The following is a 24,112-nucleotide window of genomic DNA, read 5'->3' as shown; positions in this document are numbered from 1 at the left end:
CTTTTTTATTTCTAATCAAATTCTCTTTATTTCTGAACCTGATGTAAATTTGCATTTTTAAATACCCATTGCTTTAAGGAAAAACACCTTACCATGAAAAAAACATTTACACTTCAATTGAGCCCACAAGAGGCTTATGATCAGGATATTTTCAGGCAAGTAGTCTTAAAAAAGGCTGGTCTGAATGCAGATGAAAAGGAATGTTTCGTTCGACAAGTCAAAAGATCCATAGATGCCCGTGGTAGAAATGTTAAAATCAATGTTGAGGCTGAATTATTTTTTAAAGAAGCTCCTACTCCTAGATTTGATCCTCCAACCCAATATAAATCAGTTAAGAATTCTGATCCAATAATCATTGTTGGAGCTGGGCCCGCCGGACTTTTTGCGGCGCTTCGTGCGATTGAATTAGGAGTAAAACCAATAGTGATTGAGAGAGGAAAAGATGTTCAATCTCGAAGAAGAGACTTAGCGGCTATCAATAAAGAGCATATTGTTAATCCTGACTCGAATTATTGTTTTGGTGAAGGTGGTGCCGGAACTTATTCTGATGGTAAGCTTTATACTAGATCAAAGAAAAGGGGAGACGTCAGAAGGGTTATGGAAATACTGGTTGCACATGGAGCAACTGAGGAGATTTTGGTAGATGCACATCCTCATATTGGCACCAATAAATTACCTGTTTTGGTAACGAAACTTCGAGAAAGTATTCTAGATGCCGGAGGTGAAGTTCTTTTCGATACTCGTGTTGAAGATTTTATTTTGGAAGGAAATGAACTAAAAGGAGTGATAACACAGGATGGAGAGAAAATATTGGGTTTGGGAGTTATTTTGGCTACTGGCCATTCTGCTCGCGATATTTTTGAATTGCTTCATTCCAAAAAAGTATTAATCGAAGCAAAACCATTCGCTCTGGGAGTTAGGATAGAGCATTCTCAAAATTTAATCGATCAAATCCAGTACCATTGTGAAGTTGATCGGGGGCCATATTTGCCTGCATCCTCCTATTCATTAGTTCAACAGACTCAATTCAAAGGAAAGCAAAGAGGTGTTTTCAGCTTTTGTATGTGTCCGGGCGGATTTATTGTCCCGGCTGCTACTTCACCGGGTGAATTGGTAGTGAACGGAATGAGTCCAAGTCGAAGAGATAGCAAATTTGCCAATTCAGGAATGGTGGTAGCGGTTGAATTGGAAGATCTTCCTAAATATCAAAAGTACGGGCCATTGGCTGCAATGCATTTTCAGGCAGAGATTGAAAAAAAGGCTTGGGAAGTAGGAGGAAAGACCCAAGTCGCTCCGGCCCAAAGGATGATGGATTTTGTTCAAAGAAAGTCGAGTAGCAGTTTGTTGGATACTTCCTATCAACCTGGGCTAGCTTCCTCCAATATGGATGATGTTTTGCCCGATTTTATTGCAGAAAGAATGCGTTTTGCATTCAAGGCTTTTGGACAAAAAATGAAGGGGTATTTGACCAATGAAGCGCAATTGATTGGAGTAGAAAGCCGAACTTCCTCTCCTGTACGGGTTCCTAGGGATCGCGAAAGTTTTGAGCATCCGGAGTTGAAACGTTTATATCCATGTGGTGAAGGAGCAGGGTATGCCGGCGGAATTGTTTCAGCTGCTATGGATGGTGAGAGGTGCGCAGAAAAGTTGATTGCTGCCTATGTAAATACCTAAAAAATTATGGTATAAAAAGACATTCTCTGTCAATTTCAATCTTTTCCAAACTTCTAATAACTTCTCTAGTTATCTTTAGATATGGAATATGCAATCGTGGATATTGAAACTACAGGAGGTAATTTCCGCAATGGAGGGATTACAGAAATTGCTGTGGTAATTCATGATGGAGAATCCATTGTTCAAGAGTATCAGACTCTAATCAACCCTGAGCAATCTATTCCTGCCTATATTACCGGATTAACAGGTATCGATAATGAAATGGTGACTGATGCTCCCACATTTGAAGAGATTGCCGATGAGTTGATTGATCTTTTAGAAGGTAGGGTGTTTGTGGCCCATTCCGTAAATTTTGATTTTGGATTTATTCGAGAGTTTTTATCCAGAGTTGATTACGAATTTAAACCAGCCAAGCTGTGCACAGTTCGATTGAGTCGAAAGGCCTTTCCCGGACAGCGCTCTTATAGTTTGGGAAGAATTTGTGAACAATTGGATATCCCAATTCTGGCGAGACATAGAGCTATGGGCGACGCCCAAGCAACTGCAATTCTTTTTGATAAGATTCTGAAGAGTCATTCTGATGTGATTTCTTCGAGTTTGAAAAGGAATTCAGGTGAATCCTTTTTGCCTCCTAATTTCTCCCTTACCAAATTCAGAGAAATCCCCAAAGCTTGTGGAGTTTATTACATGCTCAATGACAAAGGAAAAGTGATTTATGTTGGGAAGGCTATCAATATTCAAGAGCGATTTAAAGGGCACTTTTCTGGTCAAAGTCACCCTCATCTAAAACAACAACTCAAGGCCGAAGTATTTGATTTGAAATGGCAATTGACAGGTACAGAATTTATGGCTCTAATGCTTGAAACTCTGGAAATCAAACGGATTTGGCCGAAGTATAATGCTGCATTAAAACTTCCAAGGACCCTCTGGGGACTTTTTTCATACTTGGATGGGAACGGATATACCCGATTTCAAATTGGAAAAATAAGCAAGGCACTACAGCCATTGGAAACATTTTTTTCCTCAGAAGAGGCCAAAGAATATCTCAAATCAGGTATCTCCGCCTATGAGCTTTGTCCAAAACTCTGTGGATTGAGGAAAGTTAATTGTGAAGTGGTGCAAGATACATCATGTTTGGGTGCATGCTCTTCTTCAGAAAAACCTAAACAATATAATGCCCGGGCACAGGATTTTATTCAGAAAATCAAAGAAAGTAAAGGAGGTTTGAGAATTGAGTTTTCTGGAAGAGAGGAAGAAGAAAAGGCTGTTTGTATTTTTGAAGGGGGTATGTTGACGGAATACGGCTTTGTCAAGGAGGATAATGAACCTTTAGAAAGGGTAAAGCCCTATCCAGAGACTTCCTATTTATTGAAACAGTTTTTTCATCAGATTGATCCGGATCAGATTCAAGTGATTGCACCAAGAAAAGGATCTCAAACTGTTCTGACTTTTGAGTTTTAATTTTGGATAAATGCAAAAGCCTCCAGCTTTAGGTGGAGGCTAAATTTATTTAGAAATGCAGATTCTATTCCCCAAATTCAATTCGAATAAGTAACTCGATAGATGCATCCAGCCATATCATCTGAAATCAACAAACTTCCATCAGGTAACTCTTGAACATCTACAGGTCTTCCCCAGACATCTTGAGAGGCATCATCCAACCAACCCGAAATAAAGACATCTTGGCTAGTAACCTTTTCATTTTCGTCAATATTGACGGTAACAACTTGATATCCTGATTTTTTACTTCTGTTCCAAGAACCATGCTTTGCGATAAATGCACGGTTATCATAAGAAGAAGGAAACATAGAACCCTCATAAAACCGAATTCCTAGAGGAGCCACATGAGCTCCCATTTTTTCAGCTGGGGCCACATAAGCATTGGCTGCTTTTCCTTTATCGCCGAATTCCGGATCTTTTACAGTTCCTGCATGCCAGTAGGGATAACCAAAGTGTTGTCCAGCTTCTGTTGCCAGATTTAATTCACAATCAGGTACATCATCTCCTAGCATATCTCTACCATTGTCTGTAAACCAAAGGTGGCCTGTTTTTGGGTTCCAATCAAATCCAACTGAATTTCTTACGCCATGGGCATATACCTCAGGAGTTGGGTTGGGTTTACTGACATCAATTCGAGTAATGGATGCGAAAATTTCATTATCCTCTTTGCAGATATTACAAGGAGCTCCCACAGGTACATATAACATTCCATCAGGGCCGAAATCTATAAATTTCCAACCATGATGAGTTTCAGTTGGATATCCATCATAGACTACTTCGTAGGTTGGGTTTCCCAGATTATTTTCAATGTCTTTAAACCTGAGTATTCTATTGACTTCAGCCACATACAAATCTCCGTCTTTATAGGCAACACCATTGGGCATATTAAGATCTTCACCAATTACAAATTTATAATCGGCTTTGCCGTCTGCATCTTCATCTACCACAGCAAAAACATTGTTTTCTCTTCTATTTCCTACAAAAATGATCCCTTTGTCTGAAATAGCCAAGGATCGGGCACTTGGTAGATCTGCTGCCCAAACGTCAATTTTAAAGCCTTCAGGCAGGTTTAATTTATCCAATTGAACATCTGCCTTTGCGGAAGAAATTGAGCTTCTATTGGGTGAATCTGAAGTTTGGATTGGGCTAAGTTTCCCCTTTTGTTGACAGCTCGCAACCATACAGCTAAAGGTCATGGCTACAAGTAGTGAAGTTTTATAGAGTGATTTCATTGGTTTATGTGTTAAGTACTTGAAGTTAATTCTTTTTGAGAATGTTTTTAAATGGGACCTCAATAAACGGTTGATTCCTTATTTTTGCGCCATGCTATCGATTTCAAATCTTTCCTATTTCATTGGAGGTAGGGCTCTATATGAAAATGCCAACCTACATATCAAACCCAAGGATAAAATCGGGTTGGTAGGTCAAAATGGAACAGGAAAATCAACTTTACTAAAGATAATTTCTGGGGATTATCAGCCTTCAAGTGGTGAGGTCCAAAAAGCAAAAGACTGTACCATCGGTTTTTTGAATCAGGATTTATTATCCTATCAGTCTGATGACAGCATTTTAAATGTTGCTTTGGAGGCATTTAAAGAGACTTTGGCACTTCAAGACCAGATCGATGAAGTACTGAAGCAAATGGAAACGGATCATTCCGAGGAAATCATCAATCGCCTGGCGCGTTTGCAGGATCAATTTGAAGCCAACGAGGGATATACGATCAAAGCCAAAGCTGAAGAAGTGCTGGAAGGGATCGGTTTCAAAACCCTGGATCTTCAAAAACCATTGAAGACTTTTTCTGGAGGTTGGAGAATGCGTGTAATGCTTGCGAAATTGCTTTTGGAAAAGCCTTCGCTTTTGATGCTGGATGAACCAACCAACCACTTGGACCTTCCTTCCATTCAATGGGTGGAAAATTACCTGAAAACTTATGAAGGTGCTGTAATCGTGGTTTCTCACGATCAGACTTTTTTGGATAATTGTATTTCCACAACTGTGGAGGTTGCCAATCATACATTGACCGTTTATGCTGGGAATTATTCTTTCTACAAGCATGAGAGAAAAGAACGTATGGAAATCCAGCAGAATGCGTACGAAAACCAGCAGCAAATGATTAAGCAAACGGAACGCTTTATTGAGCGATTCCGAGCCAAAGCTTCTAAGTCAAATCAAGTTCAGTCCCGAATCAAGGCTTTAGATAGAATGGACCGTGTACATGAGGTAGTGGACGATCAGGTGTCTGTGAATTTCAAGTTTACTTTTTCCCAGAAATCAGGGCGAGATGTTGTGGTACTGGACCATATAGGGAAGTCTTATGGAGATCTTAAGATTTTGGAAAACAGTACCGCCAGAATCGAAAGAGGGGATAAGATTGCGTTGATTGGAGCCAATGGAAAAGGGAAATCTACTTTATTGAGGGTTATTGATGGTTCTGAACGGATTTCTGGAAAAAGAACCGAGGGTCACAATGTGATCAAATCTTTCTTTGCTCAGCATCAGCTAGAGGCCTTGACTTTGGATAATGAGATCATCCAGGAAATGGGACAGTCAGGAAGTGGTAAAACAGAAACAGAATTGAGAAATGTGCTGGGCTGTTTCCTTTTTACAAATGATGATGTTTTCAAAAAGATCAAGGTGCTTTCTGGAGGGGAAAAATCTCGAGTAGCTTTGGCAAAGACCCTAATTTCTGAAGCAAATTTCCTTTTACTTGATGAACCGACCAACCACTTGGATTTTCAGTCTGTAAATATTTTGATCCAGGCACTGCAGCAATACGAAGGAACTTTCATTACTGTTTCTCACGATAGACATTTCATCAAAGGAGTGGCCAATAAAATCTGGTATATTGAAGATCATCAGATCAAGGAATATCCTGGGACATATGACGAATATGAAACCTGGAGAGCCAATCAGGTTCAGGAAGAGAGTAAAGTAGTAGAGAAACCTGCTAAAAAAGAGGAGAAAAAAACCAGAGCTCCTCATGATCCTGAAGTGCAACAAGCTAAGAAGGATTTGAAGAAGCTGGAATATCAACTAGAGCAGATAGAAAAGGAGGTTGAAAAGCTGGAAAGTAAACAAGGCGATCTTGAAAAAGAATTAGCAGATCCTGAATTATACGCTGATGAAAAGAAATCTGCTAAGATTCAAGATCAATATCAAAAAGTGAAAACTGAATTGGAACAAAAAAATGGAGATTGGGAATCTTTGGTAGATCAAATTTCAGAATTGCAGGAGCTACTTAACTAATTCTCTTTCAAATTGGTCCTCATTTTGCCTATTTTAAGCCATGGAGTATTTTAAGAAAATCTCATGGCTTTTTTTTAGTCTTTTCAAAAGAAGCAGGAGAGAGTGTATTCACTCTAACAAACAATGGAGGGTTGAGGAGTTTCCAACCTTAGGAAGTAAAATTTCAGTGCTGGTTTTGCTTGGCCTTCTTCCTTCCTTTTCATTTTCCCAAATCAAGGATCAAGTTTACAAAGACCATATTCAATCTGTCCGGCTTTTTCCAGTAGGAACAGAGTACGATAGTCAGCTGGATGCTCCAGTAGTTTCTATTTCGGATCAAAGGCCATTAATGTTATATTTTGATGACATTGCCTACGACCCTGCTTTATACACAGCTAAGTTGATACACTGTGATGCTAATTGGGAAAAATCCCAACTGAAGGATAATGATTTTTTAAATACCTTTAATCAATTCAATGTTCAGGATTTTGATTACTCTGTGAATACAAGAATCCCTTACATCCACTATTTTTTTCAGGTTCCAAAAGTTACAAAGTCGGGTAACTATGTATTGAAAGTCTATTCCGAAAGGAATGAAGAGGATGTAATTTTGACCAAACGATTTATGGTATTTGAGGAGCTATTTGCAGTGGGAGCTTCCATTGTGCCTCCTTCCCAGACTTCTCAAAGGAAAAATGGGCAGCAGATCAATGTGGTAGTGAATTACTCTAAAGGGGAAGTGATGAATCCTCAAAATCAAGTCAAGGTTATTCTCCGTCAAAATCAGAGATGGGATAATGCTAAATTCCTACAAGCACCTACATTTATTAATGAATCCACCAAAATGATGCGGTTTGAAAGTTTTGATGGGAGCAATACCTTCAATGCTGGTAATGAATTTCGATTTGTAGATTTGCGATTTATGAGGGCAACCGGGATGAATGTGGCCGCAGTGGATGTCCAGGACGATGTCATTTATGCGACTGCCAAAATAGATACCCCAAGACCTCAAGAATCCTATTCCCAATATTTGGACCTGAATGGACAGTACATTGTCTATACGAATGACAGGCCGGGTGGAGATCCTGAGATAGAGAGTGAATATATGCTGACTACTTTCCGTTTGGCTATTCCTGAGCAAAGCACTCCAATTTATTTATTGGGAAGTATGACTTCTTGGGGAAATTCTCCGGATGCCAAGTTGGCTTGGAACAAAGATTTGAAAGTGTATGAATCAACTTTGCTTTTAAAACAGGGCTGGTATGATTATCAATATGGAGTTCAAAAAGAAGGGGTGTTTGACACATTGCCTTTCGAAGGAGCCTATTTTGAAACAGAGAACGAATACGAAGTTATGGTTTACTTCAGGGCTTTGGGATCAAGATATGATCAACTAGTAGGCTACGTCTATCTCCATCCAAATAGAAGAAGACTTTAAATTAAAAGAGATACAGCTTCGCTGAATTACAATCTCCTTCGTCGATTGAGATATGCCTTTGGAGAGATAGAATAGAAATAATCTGTTAAAATCTGCGACTTTTTCGGTGTTGATCTGTGGGAAAAGATAAAATATGCTTTAGGAGATATGCCTTAAGCGAAATATTTAAAAAATGGACAAAAAAAATCCCTGATGAAAATCAGGGATTTAATTTTTTAATCTTCTGAACTTTCTGTGGATTCTTCGCCACCTTCAGCAGGAGCTACATTTTGTCTTACTCTTTCAGTAGGTCTGTAAGGAACAAAGCCTTCCCTTTTGAATTTGTATGTAGTAGTTCTGTTTCCAGCAGGATGGTTAGCTAAATCCAGCATACCGAAGCCTTTATGAGTAAATGCTCCCAATCCGCATTTAAATACGAAATCCTGAACCTCTGGTGCTGCATATAAAGTAAATGGAAGAGTGTATCCTCTTACTTCATACTTTACGTCCATATCGTAAACGGCATAGATTCTAGCAAATTTCTTTTGTTGCTCCTTTAGTTTATTGACATAAACCATATCAGGTACAACTTGGAATTTGTAAAAACTTTCCATTTGCTCTGGAGTATACCAGCCGGATCTTTCCATTCTGGTCAGGGTCGATTCGTAAAGCAAATCTGAGAATTCATCACTGTCTGGGCTGATGAATCTTTTTCCTGCTTCTTCATTGAATGCAGGAGTGATCAATACCAATGGAGAAATACAAACAAATTTGTTTGAAGTTTCCAAGGTCGGTTCCTCCTCTATTTCTGTGTACTCAGGCGAAAGGATGAGATTCCCCAACTCGATTTTAGGAGTAGCAAATACTTGTTCCAATAGATAGTCCATGAAATCCTCACTTTGGGATGCCAGAACTAGGGTGACTAAACTGGAATAATAATGCAAACCGCTTCTACTTACTTTAGTCTGACCTTTTAAGCCAGAAAAGTTGAAGTAGTTGTAGTTGAAGAATTCCTCTCTACCACCCTTGACTATCAGTCCTTTTAGGAATTGAGCAAGGATGTACTGGTGATGAAAAGGCAGATAGGAACCTTTGTTTTTTAATGAAAATATTAGTCTAACTCTCACGGTTTTTAAAAATTATGAGACAATAATTAAGGAAAACAGATAACGTAATTTGGGATGATAAGTAGCGACAAAATTACATATATTTTTGAAAAAACGTTAAACGTTAAATCTAAAATGCATAATATCTCCGTCTTTTACAATATATTCTTTCCCTTCTATCGCAATTTTTCCATTTTCTCTACATCCGGCCTCGGTCTTGAATTGTTGGTAATCCGCTAATTTGATAACCTCAGCTTTGATAAATCCACGTTCGAAATCTGTGTGAATTACCCCTGCCGCTTGCGGTGCTTTCCATCCTTTTTTGATAGTCCAAGCTCTTACTTCCTGTACCCCTGCTGTGAAATAGGTGATTAAGTCGAGAAGGGAGTAGGCGGCAGATATCAGCCTGTTCAGACCGCTTTCTTCTAAACCATATTCTCCCAAGAATAATTCCTTCTCCTCAGGATCATCGAATTCTGCGATTTGAGACTCAATTGCTGCACAGAGTAAAATGACTTCTGCATTCTCCTCTTTTACTTTTTCTTTTAATTGATCTACGAATTTATTGCCCTCTTGGATGCTGCCTTCGTCAACATTGGCAACATAAAGAACTGGTTTGATTGTTAAAAGATGTAAATCTCTAACAGCTTCCAAGTCTTCTTTTTCTACATCAACAGCTCTTGCATTCAAACCGGACTTTAATCCCTCTTTAAAGGCTAGTAGAGTTTCTAGCTCTTTCTTTGCTTTGGCATCCCCTGATTTGGCGACTTTTTCAATCCTTTGGATTTTCTTTTCGACAGACTCCAGATCTTTCAATTGAAGTTCCGTGTCGATTACTTCTTTGTCAAAAATCGGGTCAACACTTCCAGCTACGTGAACAATGTTTTCGTCTTCAAAACATCTGATAACGTGGATAATTGCGTCTACCTCCCGGATATTTGCCAAAAATTTATTTCCTAAACCTTCTCCTTTGGAAGCACCTTTTACCAATCCAGCGATATCAACAAATTCGATAACTGTTGGTAAGACTCTTTGAGGGGATACAAGTTCTTCAAGGATCTGAAGTCTTCTGTCTGGAACAGTTACTACTCCTACATTAGGTTCAATTGTACAAAAGGGGAAGTTTGCTGCTTCAGCTTTGGCGCTAGAAAGCGCATTGAACAAAGTGGACTTTCCTACATTTGGAAGTCCTACGATGCCACATTGTAAGGCCATTAATTCAAGATTTTATTTTAAATATTCTATAGGATTTATACCCTTGAAAGAATTCCATGACTGTCACTCTAAATATGGTATAAACCGGGATTGCAAAAATCATCCCCAGTACTCCGGCGATTTTTGCACCGGCAAAGATAACAACAAATATTTCAAGGGGATGCGCTTTTACAGATTTCGAAAAAATCAATGGCTGAAGGAGGATGTTATCTGTCATTTGAACCACTCCAAATACTGCCAGAATCTTAATTAATAAGAAGGTGATAGCGTCACTGTCTGTGAAATTACCTGTTGAGATGCCTACTATGATTCCAAAAGTTGCCCCAAGAATTGGTCCGGCATAGGGGATCAGGTTTGCGATTGCTGCAAAAAGCGCAATGGTCAAGGCGTATTCAACCCCCATAATGGAGAGCCCCAGACTTGCTATGGAAAATATGGCCAAAATCTGAAGGAATAGTCCCGTTAAATAATTGGAAAGAAGTTTTTCGACTTTGGTGAATGTAGCTACTGATAGTTCGAAATAGGGATTAGGAATTAAATTCAACAAGTTCCTTCTTAATAGTCCATTTTCCAGAAGCAAGAAAAAAGTAATAAACGCCACTGCCATCAGCCCAATAAATACTGTGCTTGCTGTATTGATAATTTGACTGATGATATTTCCAAAATCAATCCCAGCAATCATCTGAATAAAAGTAGATTTTATCTCTTCAAATAAATGACCTGGCTGGGATTCAACTAATTGGTATTTGTGTAGCCAATTTTCAAATCTTCCAACAGGGATTTTAATTTGTTCATATATTCCTTCCAAGTCCAGGCCACTTAGAATAGTGATTTGATTATTGATTAACGGGAAAAACAATAAACTCAATAGGACCAATAATAAAATGATGGCCGAATAGGAAATTAATATCGCAGTCCAACGGGGGATATGTTGACCCAGAACATGAAAATCATTGAGTTTGTTGGTGAGCGGACGGAGTAATGCAGCCAAGATCAAAGAAAGGATCAGGTAGGCTGTAATATTTGAAAAATACCACCCAAAAAGGAAGAGGGCGGCTAAAATTAAAATTGGATAAATAAAAAACCGTTGCATCATGTAGAAATAAAAAGGAGGCAAAAGCCTCCTCTAATATAAGTATTACAATGCGGGAAAAAATATCCCGATGGGCATTTCTATTCCCATTTTAATTCATCTCTGTATTCATTTTCAGATTCCTCATTTTCGTATTGCTCAAAGTCAAAATCAGGCATCAATTCCGTTTTAACATGATCAACAGTCTCATTTAGAGCTTCTACAAATTTGAAGAAATCTTCTTTATACAAGAATATTTTATGTTTCTCGTAAGTAAAGTTGTCTCCATTTACTTTTCTTTTGCTCTCGGTAATGGTTAAGTAGTAATCATTAGCACGAGTAGACTTGATATCAAAAAAATAAGTTCTCTTTCCGGCTTTTACCTTTTTAGAAAATATTTCATCTCTATCATAACCTCTTCGATCTTCCACAATGCGTATATTTTTAGTTTAAAGGGGTAATTTTTTCAAAACTAAGATAGCATAAATCAATTCTAGAAATCAAATAGATATTAGAATATTTTTAAAAAAATAATAGAATTATTATGAGAAGCTTAAAAACAGCCAAAGAAAACAAAATAAAAGGCGGTTGAGCCGCCTTTTATTCTCCATGCATAAATGCCTTTTTAGCAAGCAATTGCTCCTCAGTTTCAGGGTGATCTGGATCATCCACACAGCAATCTACAGGGCAAACTGCCGCACATTGCGGTTCCTCGTGAAATCCATTACACTCTGTACATTTGTCGGTTACGATGTAGTAAAACTCATCTGAAACAGGATCCTGTTTCTCTGTAGCACTTACTACTGTTCCGTCTTCCAAAGTCACTTCTTTCAAAGTTGTACCTCCACCCCAAGTCCATTCTACTCCGCCTTCATAGATCGCGGTATTAGGACATTCTGGTTCGCATGCACCACAATTGATGCATTCGTCTGTAATCATTATAGCCATAACTCAAACTGTTTGTTCAAAAGTAATAAGCATAACCTAGACCGACAATAAAAAGTTGTTATACTAACTAATTTAAAATAATTCTTAGACTCATCCATCTGAATCTGATAAATTTGCAGCATGATTGAATTGACTGCACGAATTGATGCCTTTGTTGCTTTAGGAAAAAGAATTCAAAATTTAGACGCTTTCGAGAAGGAAGAACTTTTCCGAAGAGCTGGGAATAAAAATAATTGGTTTACACCTAAGAGCTGTGAAACCGCATTTGAAGGCCTAAGCTTCATGTTGCAAGAAGGTAAATTGAAAAAGTGGCTATCAGCGTATTCATTGGAACATGTTTCTGATATCAAGGATGTCGGAGTCTTGATGGCGGGAAATATTCCTGCAGTAGGGTTCCATGATATGATGACAGTCTTATTATCTGGCCATAAATTGAGTGCAAAATTGAGTTCAGCTGATGAGGTTTTAATGAAATGGCTGATTGGCCAGTTGATTGAGATTGAGCCTGACTTTGAAAAGCTGATTGAAACGCCAGAAATGTTGAAAGGAAAAGATGCCTATATCGCAACTGGCTCTGATAATTCCGCTCGATATTTTAATTACTATTTTGGAAAGTATCCTTCGGTTATCCGTCAAAATAGAACATCTATAGCTGTTTTAGACGGTTCTGAAGGTGAAGTTGCATTGAAGAAACTAGGTATCGATATCTTAACCTATTTTGGGTTGGGATGTAGAAATGTGTCCAAAATCTTTATTCAATCAGAGGAAGAATTGACTCGCTTGTTGGATGCTTTGAATAGTTTTTCAGAAGAGGTTTCCTTGCATAAGTTTCATAATAATTATGAATACAATAAATCAATCTACCTCGTTAATGGCGAGAAGCATCTCGATAATGGCTTTTTAATATTGAAAGAAAGTGAAGAATTGGTTTCTCCAATTGCTGTAGTTTATTACGAGATTTACGATTCCGAAGAAAAATTAAAAGAAAAGCTCGGCAATCTCCAAACAAAAATACAATGTGTGGTTGCTGATCCAGTGAAGTGGGAAGGAGCCGTTTCTTTTGGGGAGGCGCAATTCCCAGAACCATGGAATTATGCAGATGGAGTGGATACTTTGGAGTTTTTGACCAAACTCTAATTAGCTTCCGAACTTCCTTTTGGAAGTTCAAGACAAAATTTAGAGCCTTTACCTAATTCAGAATGGATGCTTAGTTTTCCATGATTCTTTTCTACATAATCTCTTACCAAAACTAATCCGAGGCCCGTACCACTTTCGTTATTTTGGCCTCTTGTCGTAAAGGAGATTCCCTCTTTGATTTTTTCTAAGTTTTCTGGGCTAATTCCTGTGCCAGTATCTTGCACACATATTTTTATGAATTTTCCTTCTAAACTTGAGCTTAATCGAACATTTTCTCCAGGTCTGGAGAACTTAATTGCATTGTTGATCAAATTTCTCAAGACTAAATCAATCATATTTTTATCTGCAGCTACCCAATGATCCTCCTTAGAGTAGATCTCAATTTGAATATTTTTTTCCTGTGAAATTCTTAAAAGTAGCTTTTGTTGCTGTTGCAAAAGGTGCTGGATTCTAAAATTCTCAATAGATACCTGTTCTCCTCTAATCTGAGAGCTTGCCCAAGCCAACAAGTTTTGTAATAGAATAGCTACCTGTTCCATATTTTTGGAAAGTTCAGGAAGCATTTCCATAAACTCTTCCTGGCTAATCAGTCCAGTTTGAGTCATGTGAATCATTTCTTTTACACCGAAAATCGGTCCTTTTAAGTCATGGGAAATGATAGAGAAAAATTTGTCTTTTAAATCATTGAGTTGTTGGAGGTCTTTCTTTTGTTCAGTGAGTCTTTTATTTATTTCAAATTGTTCGGTTTGATCGTCAAAAAGTAAGATTTCACCATATACTACCGTTTGATTTTCTATCATTGGGATTAAGTCTACCTTGACAATTTGCGATTTGTCACCTTTGGGAAATGTAATGGTAATGCTTTTTTCTTCCGAGCCATCTATTAGATTTTGAATTTCAGGGTGGCTTTCAAATAATTTTCTAGAGGAAGTTCCGATTGAAATTCTTTTGGAGTCAAAGAAAAAATTCAAAATCGCCGGATTAAAATCCACTATTTTTTGACGGGCATCTATTACTAACACACCTTTATTCAAAGCTTCCATAACTCTGTTTTGTGCTATGGGCTTCAGGCTAAATAAGCTATATCTTAATATGGCAAAACCAAGAAGTAGGTAGGTTAATAAAAATGAAAAAGGTGTAAGGTCAATTCCATCAAAGGGCTTAATGATGTTTAATTGATATAACACATTTAAAATCAAGGGAAAAAAGCCTGCTATGATCAATAGTTTGGTCTGAGTTCTGAAAATAGGATCAGCGTACCTAAATCTTTTCCAAAGAATCAAAGTCCCAGCTAAAAAAGCGATATAACTGTAGGCAGTATGGATATAATACCATGGGCCAACATCAATACTTAAAATGGGGAAAGGCCCTTTGGAATTTACCTCAGTATGAAGATAGTGGAGATGATGAAAATCGTTTGTTATGACAGCCAAAAAAGTCAGAATAGGGATCAGAAATATAGCTGCTAACATTAATGGAGATTGCCATTTTTTATACCCGGTGTATTGTAAAGAAAAAACTAGCCAAGCGGCTGGCATGAAGCTAATACCAACATATTCATAATCAATCCAGAAGAGCATTTCTTCTTGCGTGGGGCTACTTAACTCCAATCCATAAAAAAAGCCCCAAATACAAACAAGCAACATGGTAACTGCTATCCACCTTGTAGAATCACTTAGCTTATAGGCGATATAAAAAGATAGCGCACCGATTAATAGACTGGAAATTACCAGTGTAGAAGAAAATGGATTGGATAAAATCTCCATTTGTTAGTTGGAATACCTTTATAGGTATTTATATTATGTTATGTTAAGGGGATTGAAGTATAATATTACATCAATATTTTAAATGTTTTAAATCATCGAGGCTTGGATTCTAAAAATTCAAATAATTATTCCGTTTCACCTTTCGATATTGTCTTACTTTTGACGCTGTTTTGTTTTTGTATTGCCTTGATGCACTTGAGTAAAGAGGGGAAATCATTAGGAGAGGGGATAGTTTTATCATTAGAGTTTTGGAAAGAAGGTTTTTTTAGTTTGCTGGATTTTACCATGCAGATGATGATGATTTTGGTTTTTGGTTATGCCTTGGCAGTATTTGAGCCAGTTCATCGATTTCTGAAAAAAGTGGCTTCATTTCCTGAACAAAAGATTTCAGCTCTATTTTTTGTAGCTGTCATCACCATGTTGGCAGGATTATTAAACTGGGGATTTGGATTAATAGTTGGTGCATTATTGGCCCGATTTGTCTCTAAAGAAATGGAAAGAAAACAGGTGGAAATCCACCCTGCATTATTGGGATCAGCCGGATACCTTGGAATGGCAGTCTGGCACGGAGGTATTTCTGCTTCGGCACCATTGAAAGTAGCAGAGGAGGGACATTTTTTAGAAAGTCTAATAGGAGTGGTACCGGTTTCAGATACCATTTTCACAAGTTTCAATTTGTTGGTAACCCTAGGTTTGATGCTAGTTTTCTTATTGACTCTTTTTCTATTAGCAAAGAAGGAGAATACAGGCAAAACTTCAATTCATTCCAAAGAGTTAAAGCCAATACCATCAGGGAAAAGTGGGTATTTGGGGATCTTATTTGGGTTCATAATACTTTTAGCAGCTTTTATCCAGTTTTTTGGAGAGGAGAGAGAATTTACTCTAGGAAATATCAATTTGAATTGGGTCAATTTTGTTCTATTCGCTTTGGTTTTGATCTTTTACAGAAGCCTTGATCAATTTACCAAAGCTACTTTGGAAGGTTTAAAGAATTCCATCGATATTTTTATCCAATTCCCTTTTTATGCGGGAATCCTTGGGCTGGTGACTTATTCCGGCCTTTTAGATTCTATTTCAGAGTTTTTTCTTCATACTACCAACGCACAGGTGTTTCCGATTTTGGCCTTAGGCTCTTCAGCTATTGTCAATTTAATGGTGCCCTCTGGTGGGGGGCAGTGGGCAGTACAAGGACCAATAATCATGGAAGTGGCTAAAAATCTAGATTTAAATTCCGGCAAAATGATCATGGTATTTGCCTATGGTGACCAAATCAGCAATCTTCTTCAACCTTTTTGGGCCTTGCCTTTATTGGCTATTACAGGTCTAACTGCCAGAGAATTACTGAGATACACTGGTTGGCTTTTTTTAGCGGGCTTTACATTTTTAGTTGCAGCTGTTTTTTTATTTTTTTGAAAGGAATTAAAATAGTCTAAAATGGTTTTAAATAAGGATAAACCAGCGTTTTGAACATTTGTCTGGTTATCTATTTCGCTTCGAACTTCCTATATTTGCAGCGAAAATTTTGAACCATTTACACACCTAAAATCATATACAATGGCTTTTGATATTGACATGATCAAGGAAGTGTATGCCCGCTATCCAGAAAGAATAGCAGCTGCTCGAGCGGCAGTAGGTAGGCCACTTACCCTGACAGAAAAGATTTTGTATTCTCACTTGACTGAAGGAACTGCTTCTCAGGCTTATGAAAGAGGAAAATCCTATGTGGATTTCCAACCTGATAGAGTTGCTATGCAGGATGCAACAGCCCAAATGGCATTGTTGCAGTTTATGCAAGCTGGGAAAGACAAGGTTGCTGTACCTTCTACAGTTCACTGTGATCACTTGATCCAGGCTGAAGTAGGAGCTGACAAAGATTTGAGCAAAGCCAAAGACAAAAACCGTGAAGTTTATGATTTCTTGGCATCTGTTTCCAATAAGTATGGTATCGGATTCTGGAAGCCAGGAGCAGGTATTATTCACCAGGTAGTTCTTGAGAATTATTCTTTCCCGGGAGGAATGATGATCGGAACTGACTCTCATACTCCAAATGCAGGTGGTCTAGGAATGATCGCAATTGGTGTTGGTGGTGCTGATGCCTGTGACGTGATGGCTGGATTGCCTTGGGAGCTGAAGTTTCCAAAACTAATCGGTGTGAAGTTGACTGGAAAATTGTCTGGTTGGACTTCTGCTAAAGATGTTATTTTGAAAGTTGCTGGTATCCTTACTGTTAAAGGTGGAACGGGAGCTATCGTTGAATATTTTGGTGAAGGAGCTCGTTCTCTTTCTGCAACTGGTAAAGGCACCATTTGTAACATGGGGGCCGAAATCGGCGCAACTACTTCTATCTTCGGATACGATGAAAAATCTGCAGCTTACCTTCAAGGTACTGGTAGAGCAGATATCGCTGAATTGGCTAATGGAATTGCAGAACACCTAACTGGTGATGCGGAGGTTTATGCTGATCCGGCTACTTACTTTGATCAAGTAATCGAAATCAACCTTTCTGAACTAGAGCCTCATGTGAATGGACCATTCACTCCGGATTTGGCTTGGCCTATCTCTAAATTCGCTTCAGCTGTAAAGGAAAACGGTTGGCCTGCAAAATTGGATGTGGGATTGATCGGTTCTTGTACCAACTCTTCTTATGAAGACATCTCAAGAGCTGCTTCATTGGCGCAGCAGGCGGTTGATAAAAAATTGGTTGCTAAATCTGAGTATACCATTACTCCAGGGTCTGAGCAAGTTCGTTTTACAGTGGACAGAGATGGTTTCTTAGATACCTTCGGTCAAATGGGCGGAGTTGTTTTGGCAAATGCTTGTGGGCCTTGTATCGGTCAGTGGGCTAGACATGGAGCTGATAAGCAAGAGAAAAACTCTATCATTACCTCCTTCAACAGAAACTTTGCAAAGCGTGCCGATGGTAACCCTAATACCCACGCATTTGTAGCTTCTCCTGAAATCGTAACTGCTTTGGCAATTGCCGGCGATTTGACTTTCAATCCAATGACTGACACCTTGGTCAATGAAGAAGGTCAAGCGGTGAAATTGGACGAGCCAAAAGGTTTGGAACTTCCTACCAAAGGCTTTGCCGTTGAAGATGCAGGTTACCAAGCTCCAGCAACTGATGGTTCAGGTGTTGATGTGATTGTAAGCCCAACTTCAGAGCGTCTACAGTTGCTTGAGTCATTCCCAGCTTGGGAAGGAACGGACCTGAAAGGCTTGAAGCTTTTGATCAAAGCAAAAGGAAAATGTACTACTGACCACATCTCTATGGCAGGTCCATGGTTGAGATACAGAGGTCACTTGGATAACATTTCCAATAACATGTTGATCGGAGCGGTTAATGCATTTAACGATTCAACCAACTCTGTGAAAAACCAATTGACTGGTGAATATGGTGAGGTGCCTGCAACTCAGAGAAATTATAAAGCGAATGGAATCGGAAGTATCGTAGTTGGTGATGAAAACTACGGTGAAGGTTCTTCTCGTGAGCATGCTGCTATGGAGCCTAGATTCTTGGGTGTTCGTGCGATCTTGGTAAAATCATTTGCCAGAATTCACGAAACTAACTTGAAAAAGCAAGGTATGTTGGCATTGACTTTTGCCAATCCTGTAGACTATGACAAAGTATTGGAAGATGATTCTATCGATATCGTAGGCTTGGAATCTTTCGCTCCTGGAAAATCTCTTCAAGTAGTATTGAATCATGCGGATGGATCCTCTGATACTATTGAAGTGAATCATACCTACAATGAAGGTCAGATCGAATGGTTCAAGGCTGGTTCTGCCTTGAATTTGATCAAAGCAGCGAATGCTTAATCTACATTGAATAATAACAAGAAACCGCAGCTGATTTCAGTTGCGGTTTTTTTATGCGCTATATTTTCCAGTAAACTTGTTTATTCATTTTACTCGAAAAGTGATAATAGTATTGATTTTAGAATAGCTGGATTTTTTCAAGGAAGAATTTAGTCGTCCGTTTATGGAACAAAATCAGTGGTTTTTATAAAAAATAATGCCTTTTTATTGGTTTGAAAAGTTAAATACTTGCTATGAAATACAAATTGCTGTATGTTTACAGTAGATAAGTGAAGGGTTAATTATTCTCAAAGACTAATACGCATAATACCCTCATTTGAAAGAATAATTCAATGCAAGCAAGGGGTATCAATAGTACTTTTAAAAAGATCATCTATGAATCTTCAGAGATGGTGTTTTTGGCTGATGATACCTTCCCCTATGCTATTTTTTATGGTAATGAGTCTTTTGAGAGTCAAATAGGGGAATCTCTGAAAGATAGAAACCTAGTTGGGTTAGGCCTAGATATCAATGCCTATATTTTCAAGGAAGAATTGGTGCTGACACACGGCGATAGTGATTATTCTTTTCGCTTGGAATTGCCTCAAGAGAGTGGGGCCAATTATTTTTTGTTTTACAAAGGAAAAGAACTTAAAACACATGGGTTCCCCAATAGAAAGGAAATTCACCAATTTTTTAAATCAGGTTTAGATTTAATAGGGATTGGACAGCATGACTTTCTAACTTATACCAATGCTGCAGTTTCTCCAATTCTTGGGTTTGATTCATCTGAATTATTAAATACCAGTCTATGTCCATTGATCCATGAACAGGATTTGGAAACTGTTCGAGAAATTTGGAAAAATAAGGGAAACGAAGATCAATTAGGATTCTTTAAGGCACGTATAAAAGGGAAAGATGGGAATTTTAGATTTTTGGAATGTTCTGTCCAATTTACAGAAGAACATTTTTATTTGATAGGAAGGGATAAAACTGATCAACTTGAGTTAGAGCAAAAAGAGAAACATCTTTCTCAGGTTCAGAAAAAAGCTCATAGTTTAAATAAAACAGGAACTTGGTACTTAGATGAGTCGGGAATCCATTGGGATGAATCTGCGGAATCTATTTTGCCGCTTGAAAAACCTGAACTTTCAGTGTTAGAAACCGAGCTAAAGGCAAAGCTCAAGGAATTACCTGAAGGGGAGGAAATTTTTAAGGATACACTAGCATCACTTTCTTTGGAGATTAAAGGTGAACTAATCAATTCCATTTCTGGTAAGAAACAATGGGTGGGAGTTGTTTTTGATAATTCCGAAAAGAGAGAGTTAGAAATTTCAGTTCAGCTGGTCAATAATATTTTGACTGAATCTCCTGATGCTTTGATGGTGGTTTATCCTGATGGAAAGATTTTTTTGTGTAATGATGAGGCGAGAAAATTATTAGGAATAGATCCCGGACAAAGTTTCCAGCATTTGATTGAATTGAATGTAATTTTTGAGGAAACAGACCAATGGAAGGACTGGATCAATACCTCTGGATATGAATTGGGGCCAAAGCGTTTTTCAACACTTTTGATAAATGGAATTGGAAAACAGCTAACTCTGGAAATAGCTTCCAAACCTTTTAATGATCAGGGCAAAGACTATGTATTGCTCTCATTTAAAAATATAACTGAGAAGGTTGTACTTGAAAAATCATTGGAGGCAAGTAGTGATTTCTTAATGAATTTGACAGAACAGGTCCCAGGAGGTCTGTATCAATTGGTATTGGATGAAAATGGCAAGATGAGTTTCTCATTTTTATCCAAAGGGATTAATTCAGTTTTGGGATTGTCTTCTCAGGATATTGAAAACTTTACGGATATATCGGTTGCTATTTCAAGAGTTCATCCACTAGATCTGCCAAATGTAATCATGAGTTCTGTTGCTTCAGCCAAAAAGCAAGAGCCATGGCAATGTCAGTTCAGAGTGAAAAATGAGGCAGAGCCAACTGGATATCGTTGGGTTTTAGGTGCTGCTAGACCCCAGACATTGGAAAATGGCGATATGGTTTGGTATGGGTATTTGGCGGATATCAGTCAACAAAAGGAGTTTGAAACCAAACTTGATGAAGCGAGAAAGACAGCTGAAAAAGCAAGCCAGATCAAATCAGATTTTCTATCGATGATTAGTCATGAACTGAGAACTCCTTTGAATGCAATCTCAGGTTCTGTTTATTCATTGCTTCAAGAGAGCCCAAATGAGGTTCAAAAGAATACACTCAATACTATCAATTTTGCGGTAGATAATCTGATCATTATGATTAATGATTTGCTTGATTTCCAGAAAATTGAAGCAGGTAAATTGACAATTGAAAAAGCACCTTTCCAATTGAAGGAACTGGTAGTACAAGTGATGAAGGGGCTTTCATTCCATGCTAGGGATACTAAAAATGACCTCCAACTTCATCTAAGTGATGGATTGGATGTAATTGTTAAAGGGGATAAAACTCGAATTTCTCAGATTTTAAATAATCTGATCACTAATGCTTTGAAGTTCACAAATGAAGGTCACGTAGATGTGTCTCTTCAATTGAAAGATAGTAATCAAAATAAAGTCAAAGTATATTTTGAAGTAAAAGATACCGGGATTGGAATTGCTAAAGAGAATCAGGAAAAAATTTTCCAAGACTTTGATCAGGTAAAACCAACTTTTAGCACGAAATACGGAGGTACAGGATTAGGTCTCTCCATTACTCGTCGTTTGTTAAATTTGATGGGAGGTACAATCCAATTGGATTCTGAAGTAGGAAAAGGTAGTAAGTTCTATTTTGAACTCGAGTTTGATTTGGCCACTGAGAAAATTATTTCTAACAATCAGTTCAATGGTTATTCAAAAGATTTTTCCAATCTCCACCTTCTCATGGCAGAGGACAATGATGTAAATGCCTTGGTTTTAGGTAAAATCATCAAAAAATGGGGCTATACTTTTGAAAGAGTGGGAGACGGTGCCCAGGCTGTCGAGGCAATTAAAAACAAAAATTACGATTGCATTTTAATGGATATTCAAATGCCAGTAATGGATGGTTTTACGGCTACATCAGAAATCAAAAAAATCTCCGATACACCTGTGATTGCCCTTACGGCTGCAGCAAAATTGGAGATAATGGAGAAAATCAATGAAATAGGCTTTGAGGGATTCGTTGCCAAACCTATTGATGCAGCTGAACTTTTAAAGAAAATTAAAGAAGTGATTTTAGAGAATCATAAATCTTGAGCTTTCTTATAATATTCCTCTACTAATTCCATATCAGGATAGTCTTTGTAGAGCTCTGTCAAATATTGTAATGCAGAAATTTTATCTCCCTCCATTACATAAAATATCCCTTTATTTCTCAAGGCAAAGGGGTTGGAGTCATCCATTTGGATGCTTTGATTGATTAATTCAAGCCCTTTTTCTTTTTCTCCTAAGAATAAGAGATAAAGCCCTTTGTTATTGTAATAATAAGCTTGTCGGCTATCCAGAGAAATTGCCTTCTCGACTGCTTCAAGAGCCTCTTGATATTTGCCATAATCAAAAGCAATCATAGACCTTAAATTATGAAGGTTTGGTTCTGAGGGATTGATAGATTCAGCTTTATCCAAAAGTTTAGAAGCTTCCTCAAATTCTTTTTGATAGTAATAGACAGTAGCTTGATTGACCAACAGGTCTGAATTAGAGGGATTTAATTCTGAGGCTTTCTGAAAAGAGGTCAAAGCAGTAGGATAATCTTCTAATTTTTCAGCTACCAACCCTGATAAAAAATAACCTTCCCAGTTTTCTGAGTCATTTTTATGAAGCCATTCTGCATCGGATTTTGCCTTGTAGAATTCTCCATTGTCCAAATAACTTAAACCACGTTGAAAATATGCATTCGGATAGTCGGGACGAAAATTGATGGCTTGAGAAAAATCTGCAATAGCCTCATTTAATTGATGTAATTTCAAATGTGCAACAGCCTTATTAAACCAAGCATCTGAATAGGTTGAGTCCAATTCAATAGCTTCATGGTAGAAATCTATTGCAGATTTTGGGTCGTTTTCTTCTAGCTTTTCATTTCCTTTGAGCAAAAACCGGCCTTTCTTATCTTCAATTGAGTCACATGAGAAAAGTGTTAGGGCTATTATTCCAGCCAAAAGGCTATTCTGAATTTTCATCTTTTTTAGTTGGTTTTTCCGTCTCATTGGATTTTTCTTCTCCCATGAGAAAGGCAAATGGTTTAGTTTCTTCACTTAGGTCAAATATTTCCCGTAGGATGGCCATCGTCGGAATAACCAAAACCATACCAGCTACGCCCCAAATTGTTCCACCGATCAATAATCCTATGAAGGTTATAAATGCGTTCAGATTTACATTTCCTCCGACAATTTTTGGTGTCAAGAAATTCCCTTCCAACATTTGAATAATTTGGTATGAAACTAATACAGCAACTGGATAAAAAAGACTGTCTTTTGTAAGAAATGAATATAGAACCGGAAGTAGAATCCCAATAAAAGGACCAACGTAAGGAATAATATTAAGAACTGCTCCTAGAACTGCAAAGAAAATAGCATGTTTGATTCCAAGTATAGAATAGGCAATGATATACAAAATTGCCAAAATGACCATCACTTTTCCGACACCTACAATATAATGTTGTATTACCTTGGTAAGGCTTGTAATCCGCATTTTTACCAGTACTGGATCTCGATCACGGTAAATCATGATCATCATTTTTGTCAAATGATCTCTATACAATAGGAAGAAAAACATAAACACTGGAATCAATACAATTCCAGAAAGTGAGCCAACCGTTTTAAGCGCAAAATCTGAAATACTTGAACTGTTTTCAACAAGAATATTCTTCAAGTATTCTGTATTTACTTTCTTTCTGATTTCATAATCCGTTTGCAGGTTGTTTTTAGTCCATGTATCAACCTGTTCTGCATATTGTCCAAATTTCCCTGATACGTCATCGAAATCTTTAGTGAAAGTGGCCACATTTGCTATTATAAATGAGATCAGACCACCGACTAACATTGTCATTAGCAGTAGGGATACAAAAGAAGAAAGAGCCCTCGGAAACTTTACTTTTTCCATTAGATTACTCAAAGGAGTAAAGAGGATTGCGAAGAAACCTCCGAGAAAAAGCGGAATAAGAAGACTTTTCCCAATGATTAGAAAGAAAACCAGCACAATTATGAATAACATAATTGAGAGTGCTGATAAATAGGGTGGGATATTCAGCTTTTTAA

17 protein-coding genes are annotated in these 24,112 nt (G+C 37.8%); 8 read left to right on the top strand and 9 right to left on the bottom strand.

The features are described from left to right. The first annotated feature begins 93 nt into the window (after positions 1–93). Complete coding sequence (locus O0V13_RS12260) at positions 94–1,674, top strand: NAD(P)/FAD-dependent oxidoreductase (protein WP_268035256.1); 1,581 nt, start codon at positions 94–96, stop codon at positions 1,672–1,674. An 81-nt stretch (positions 1,675–1,755) separates the two neighbouring features. Further along, positions 1,756–3,135, top strand: coding sequence for an exonuclease domain-containing protein (locus O0V13_RS12255; protein ID WP_268035255.1), 1,380 nt, complete (start codon positions 1,756–1,758; stop codon positions 3,133–3,135). Between the two features lie 77 nt (positions 3,136–3,212). On the opposite strand, the gene O0V13_RS12250 is transcribed toward O0V13_RS12255, so the two are convergent. Beyond that, positions 3,213–4,406: a PQQ-dependent sugar dehydrogenase gene (locus O0V13_RS12250; protein WP_268035254.1), complete on the bottom strand. Its 1,194-nt coding sequence runs from the start codon at positions 4,404–4,406 to the stop codon at positions 3,213–3,215. A 91-nt stretch (positions 4,407–4,497) separates the two neighbouring features. Here O0V13_RS12250 and O0V13_RS12245 point away from each other — a divergent pair, with 91 nt between their 5' ends. Together O0V13_RS12245 and O0V13_RS12240 are read left to right on the top strand one after the other, a co-directional pair. After that, positions 4,498–6,423, top strand: a complete 1,926-nt coding sequence (locus O0V13_RS12245) for an ABC-F family ATP-binding cassette domain-containing protein (protein ID WP_268035253.1) — start codon at positions 4,498–4,500, stop codon at positions 6,421–6,423. A gap of 40 nt (positions 6,424–6,463) precedes the next feature. Next, positions 6,464–7,840 carry a type IX secretion system plug protein gene (locus O0V13_RS12240; RefSeq protein ID WP_268035252.1) on the top strand — a complete coding sequence of 459 codons (1,377 nt, stop codon included), beginning with the start codon at positions 6,464–6,466 and terminating at the stop codon, positions 7,838–7,840. Positions 7,841–8,055: 215 nt separating this feature from the next. Here the strand turns inward: O0V13_RS12240 and cas6 are convergent, their stop codons facing one another. The 5 genes from cas6 to O0V13_RS12215 form a co-directional block, all read right to left on the bottom strand. Further along, on the bottom strand, positions 8,056–8,946 hold the full coding sequence (cas6, locus tag O0V13_RS12235) for a CRISPR-associated endoribonuclease Cas6 (protein WP_268035251.1): 891 nt from the start codon (positions 8,944–8,946) through the stop codon (positions 8,056–8,058). A 96-nt stretch (positions 8,947–9,042) separates the two neighbouring features. Continuing rightward, the gene (ychF, locus tag O0V13_RS12230) at positions 9,043–10,140 is read right to left on the bottom strand and encodes a redox-regulated ATPase YchF (protein WP_268035250.1); all 1,098 of its coding nucleotides are present in this window, start codon (positions 10,138–10,140) and stop codon (positions 9,043–9,045) included. A gap of 4 nt (positions 10,141–10,144) precedes the next feature. After that, the gene (locus O0V13_RS12225) at positions 10,145–11,233 is read right to left on the bottom strand and encodes an AI-2E family transporter (RefSeq protein ID WP_268035367.1); all 1,089 of its coding nucleotides are present in this window, start codon (positions 11,231–11,233) and stop codon (positions 10,145–10,147) included. 80 nt (positions 11,234–11,313) lie between these two features. Then, a complete protein-coding gene (locus O0V13_RS12220; protein ID WP_268035249.1) occupies positions 11,314–11,643 on the bottom strand; it encodes a DUF3276 family protein in 330 nt (109 codons plus the stop codon). A 169-nt stretch (positions 11,644–11,812) separates the two neighbouring features. After that, positions 11,813–12,160, bottom strand: a complete 348-nt coding sequence (locus tag O0V13_RS12215) for a 4Fe-4S binding protein (protein WP_268035248.1) — start codon at positions 12,158–12,160, stop codon at positions 11,813–11,815. A 120-nt stretch (positions 12,161–12,280) separates the two neighbouring features. Here O0V13_RS12215 and O0V13_RS12210 point away from each other — a divergent pair, with 120 nt between their 5' ends. Next, positions 12,281–13,297 (top strand): acyl-CoA reductase, encoded by a 1,017-nt coding sequence (locus O0V13_RS12210; protein WP_326492726.1) that lies wholly within the window; start codon positions 12,281–12,283, stop codon positions 13,295–13,297. Here O0V13_RS12210 and O0V13_RS12205 read toward each other — a convergent pair. Beyond that, positions 13,294–15,063: a sensor histidine kinase gene (locus O0V13_RS12205; protein WP_268035247.1), complete on the bottom strand. Its 1,770-nt coding sequence runs from the start codon at positions 15,061–15,063 to the stop codon at positions 13,294–13,296. The genes O0V13_RS12210 and O0V13_RS12205 overlap by 4 nt on opposite strands. Positions 15,064–15,165: 102 nt before the next feature. Between O0V13_RS12205 and O0V13_RS12200 the strand changes: the two genes are divergently transcribed. The 3 genes from O0V13_RS12200 to O0V13_RS12190 all read left to right on the top strand — a co-directional run bounded on the left by O0V13_RS12200 (position 15,166) and on the right by O0V13_RS12190 (position 22,115). Further along, a complete protein-coding gene (locus O0V13_RS12200; protein WP_268035246.1) occupies positions 15,166–16,476 on the top strand; it encodes a TIGR00366 family protein in 1,311 nt (436 codons plus the stop codon). A gap of 141 nt (positions 16,477–16,617) precedes the next feature. Then, the gene (locus tag O0V13_RS12195; protein ID WP_268035245.1) at positions 16,618–18,882 is read left to right on the top strand and encodes an aconitate hydratase; all 2,265 of its coding nucleotides are present in this window, start codon (positions 16,618–16,620) and stop codon (positions 18,880–18,882) included. 332 nt (positions 18,883–19,214) lie between these two features. Continuing rightward, entirely contained in the window at positions 19,215–22,115 is a 2,901-nt protein-coding gene (locus tag O0V13_RS12190; RefSeq protein WP_268035244.1) for an ATP-binding protein, read from the top strand. Here O0V13_RS12190 and O0V13_RS12185 read toward each other — a convergent pair. Continuing rightward, on the bottom strand, positions 22,103–23,035 hold the full coding sequence (locus O0V13_RS12185) for a tetratricopeptide repeat protein (RefSeq protein ID WP_268035243.1): 933 nt from the start codon (positions 23,033–23,035) through the stop codon (positions 22,103–22,105). The genes O0V13_RS12190 and O0V13_RS12185 overlap by 13 nt on opposite strands. Then, complete coding sequence (locus O0V13_RS12180) at positions 23,019–24,068, bottom strand: AI-2E family transporter (RefSeq protein WP_268035241.1); 1,050 nt, start codon at positions 24,066–24,068, stop codon at positions 23,019–23,021. The genes O0V13_RS12185 and O0V13_RS12180 overlap by 17 nt, the downstream gene beginning before the upstream one ends. Between the last annotated feature and the right edge of the window lie 44 nt (positions 24,069–24,112).

Origin of the sequence: Algoriphagus sp. PAP.12, from assembly GCF_026652115.1 — a bacterium.
In the GTDB taxonomy this organism is placed as follows: Bacteria; Bacteroidota; Bacteroidia; order Cytophagales; family Cyclobacteriaceae; genus Algoriphagus.
Note: the sequence above shows the minus strand (reverse complement) of the source record. Positions and strands in the feature narration are given on the sequence as shown.

Excerpts from the sequence above, each read along its gene's own strand:
- O0V13_RS12260 (WP_268035256.1), top strand. The coding sequence starts at position 94 with ATGAAAAAAACATTTACACTTCAATTGAGCCCACAAGAGGCTTATGAT.
- O0V13_RS12255 (WP_268035255.1), top strand. The coding sequence starts at position 1,756 with ATGGAATATGCAATCGTGGATATTGAAACTACAGGAGGTAATTTCCGC.
- O0V13_RS12250 (WP_268035254.1), bottom strand. The coding sequence starts at position 4,406 with ATGAAATCACTCTATAAAACTTCACTACTTGTAGCCATGACCTTTAGC.
- O0V13_RS12245 (WP_268035253.1), top strand. The coding sequence starts at position 4,498 with ATGCTATCGATTTCAAATCTTTCCTATTTCATTGGAGGTAGGGCTCTA.
- O0V13_RS12240 (WP_268035252.1), top strand. The coding sequence starts at position 6,464 with ATGGAGTATTTTAAGAAAATCTCATGGCTTTTTTTTAGTCTTTTCAAA.
- ychF (WP_268035250.1), bottom strand. The coding sequence starts at position 10,140 with ATGGCCTTACAATGTGGCATCGTAGGACTTCCAAATGTAGGAAAGTCC.
- O0V13_RS12225 (WP_268035367.1), bottom strand. The coding sequence starts at position 11,233 with ATGCAACGGTTTTTTATTTATCCAATTTTAATTTTAGCCGCCCTCTTC.
- O0V13_RS12215 (WP_268035248.1), bottom strand. The coding sequence starts at position 12,160 with ATGGCTATAATGATTACAGACGAATGCATCAATTGTGGTGCATGCGAA.
- O0V13_RS12210 (WP_326492726.1), top strand. The coding sequence starts at position 12,281 with ATGATTGAATTGACTGCACGAATTGATGCCTTTGTTGCTTTAGGAAAA.
- O0V13_RS12205 (WP_268035247.1), bottom strand. The coding sequence starts at position 15,063 with ATGGAGATTTTATCCAATCCATTTTCTTCTACACTGGTAATTTCCAGT.
- O0V13_RS12195 (WP_268035245.1), top strand. The coding sequence starts at position 16,618 with ATGGCTTTTGATATTGACATGATCAAGGAAGTGTATGCCCGCTATCCA.
- O0V13_RS12190 (WP_268035244.1), top strand. The coding sequence starts at position 19,215 with ATGCAAGCAAGGGGTATCAATAGTACTTTTAAAAAGATCATCTATGAA.
- O0V13_RS12185 (WP_268035243.1), bottom strand. The coding sequence starts at position 23,035 with ATGAAAATTCAGAATAGCCTTTTGGCTGGAATAATAGCCCTAACACTT.
- O0V13_RS12180 (WP_268035241.1), bottom strand. The coding sequence starts at position 24,068 with ATGTTATTCATAATTGTGCTGGTTTTCTTTCTAATCATTGGGAAAAGT.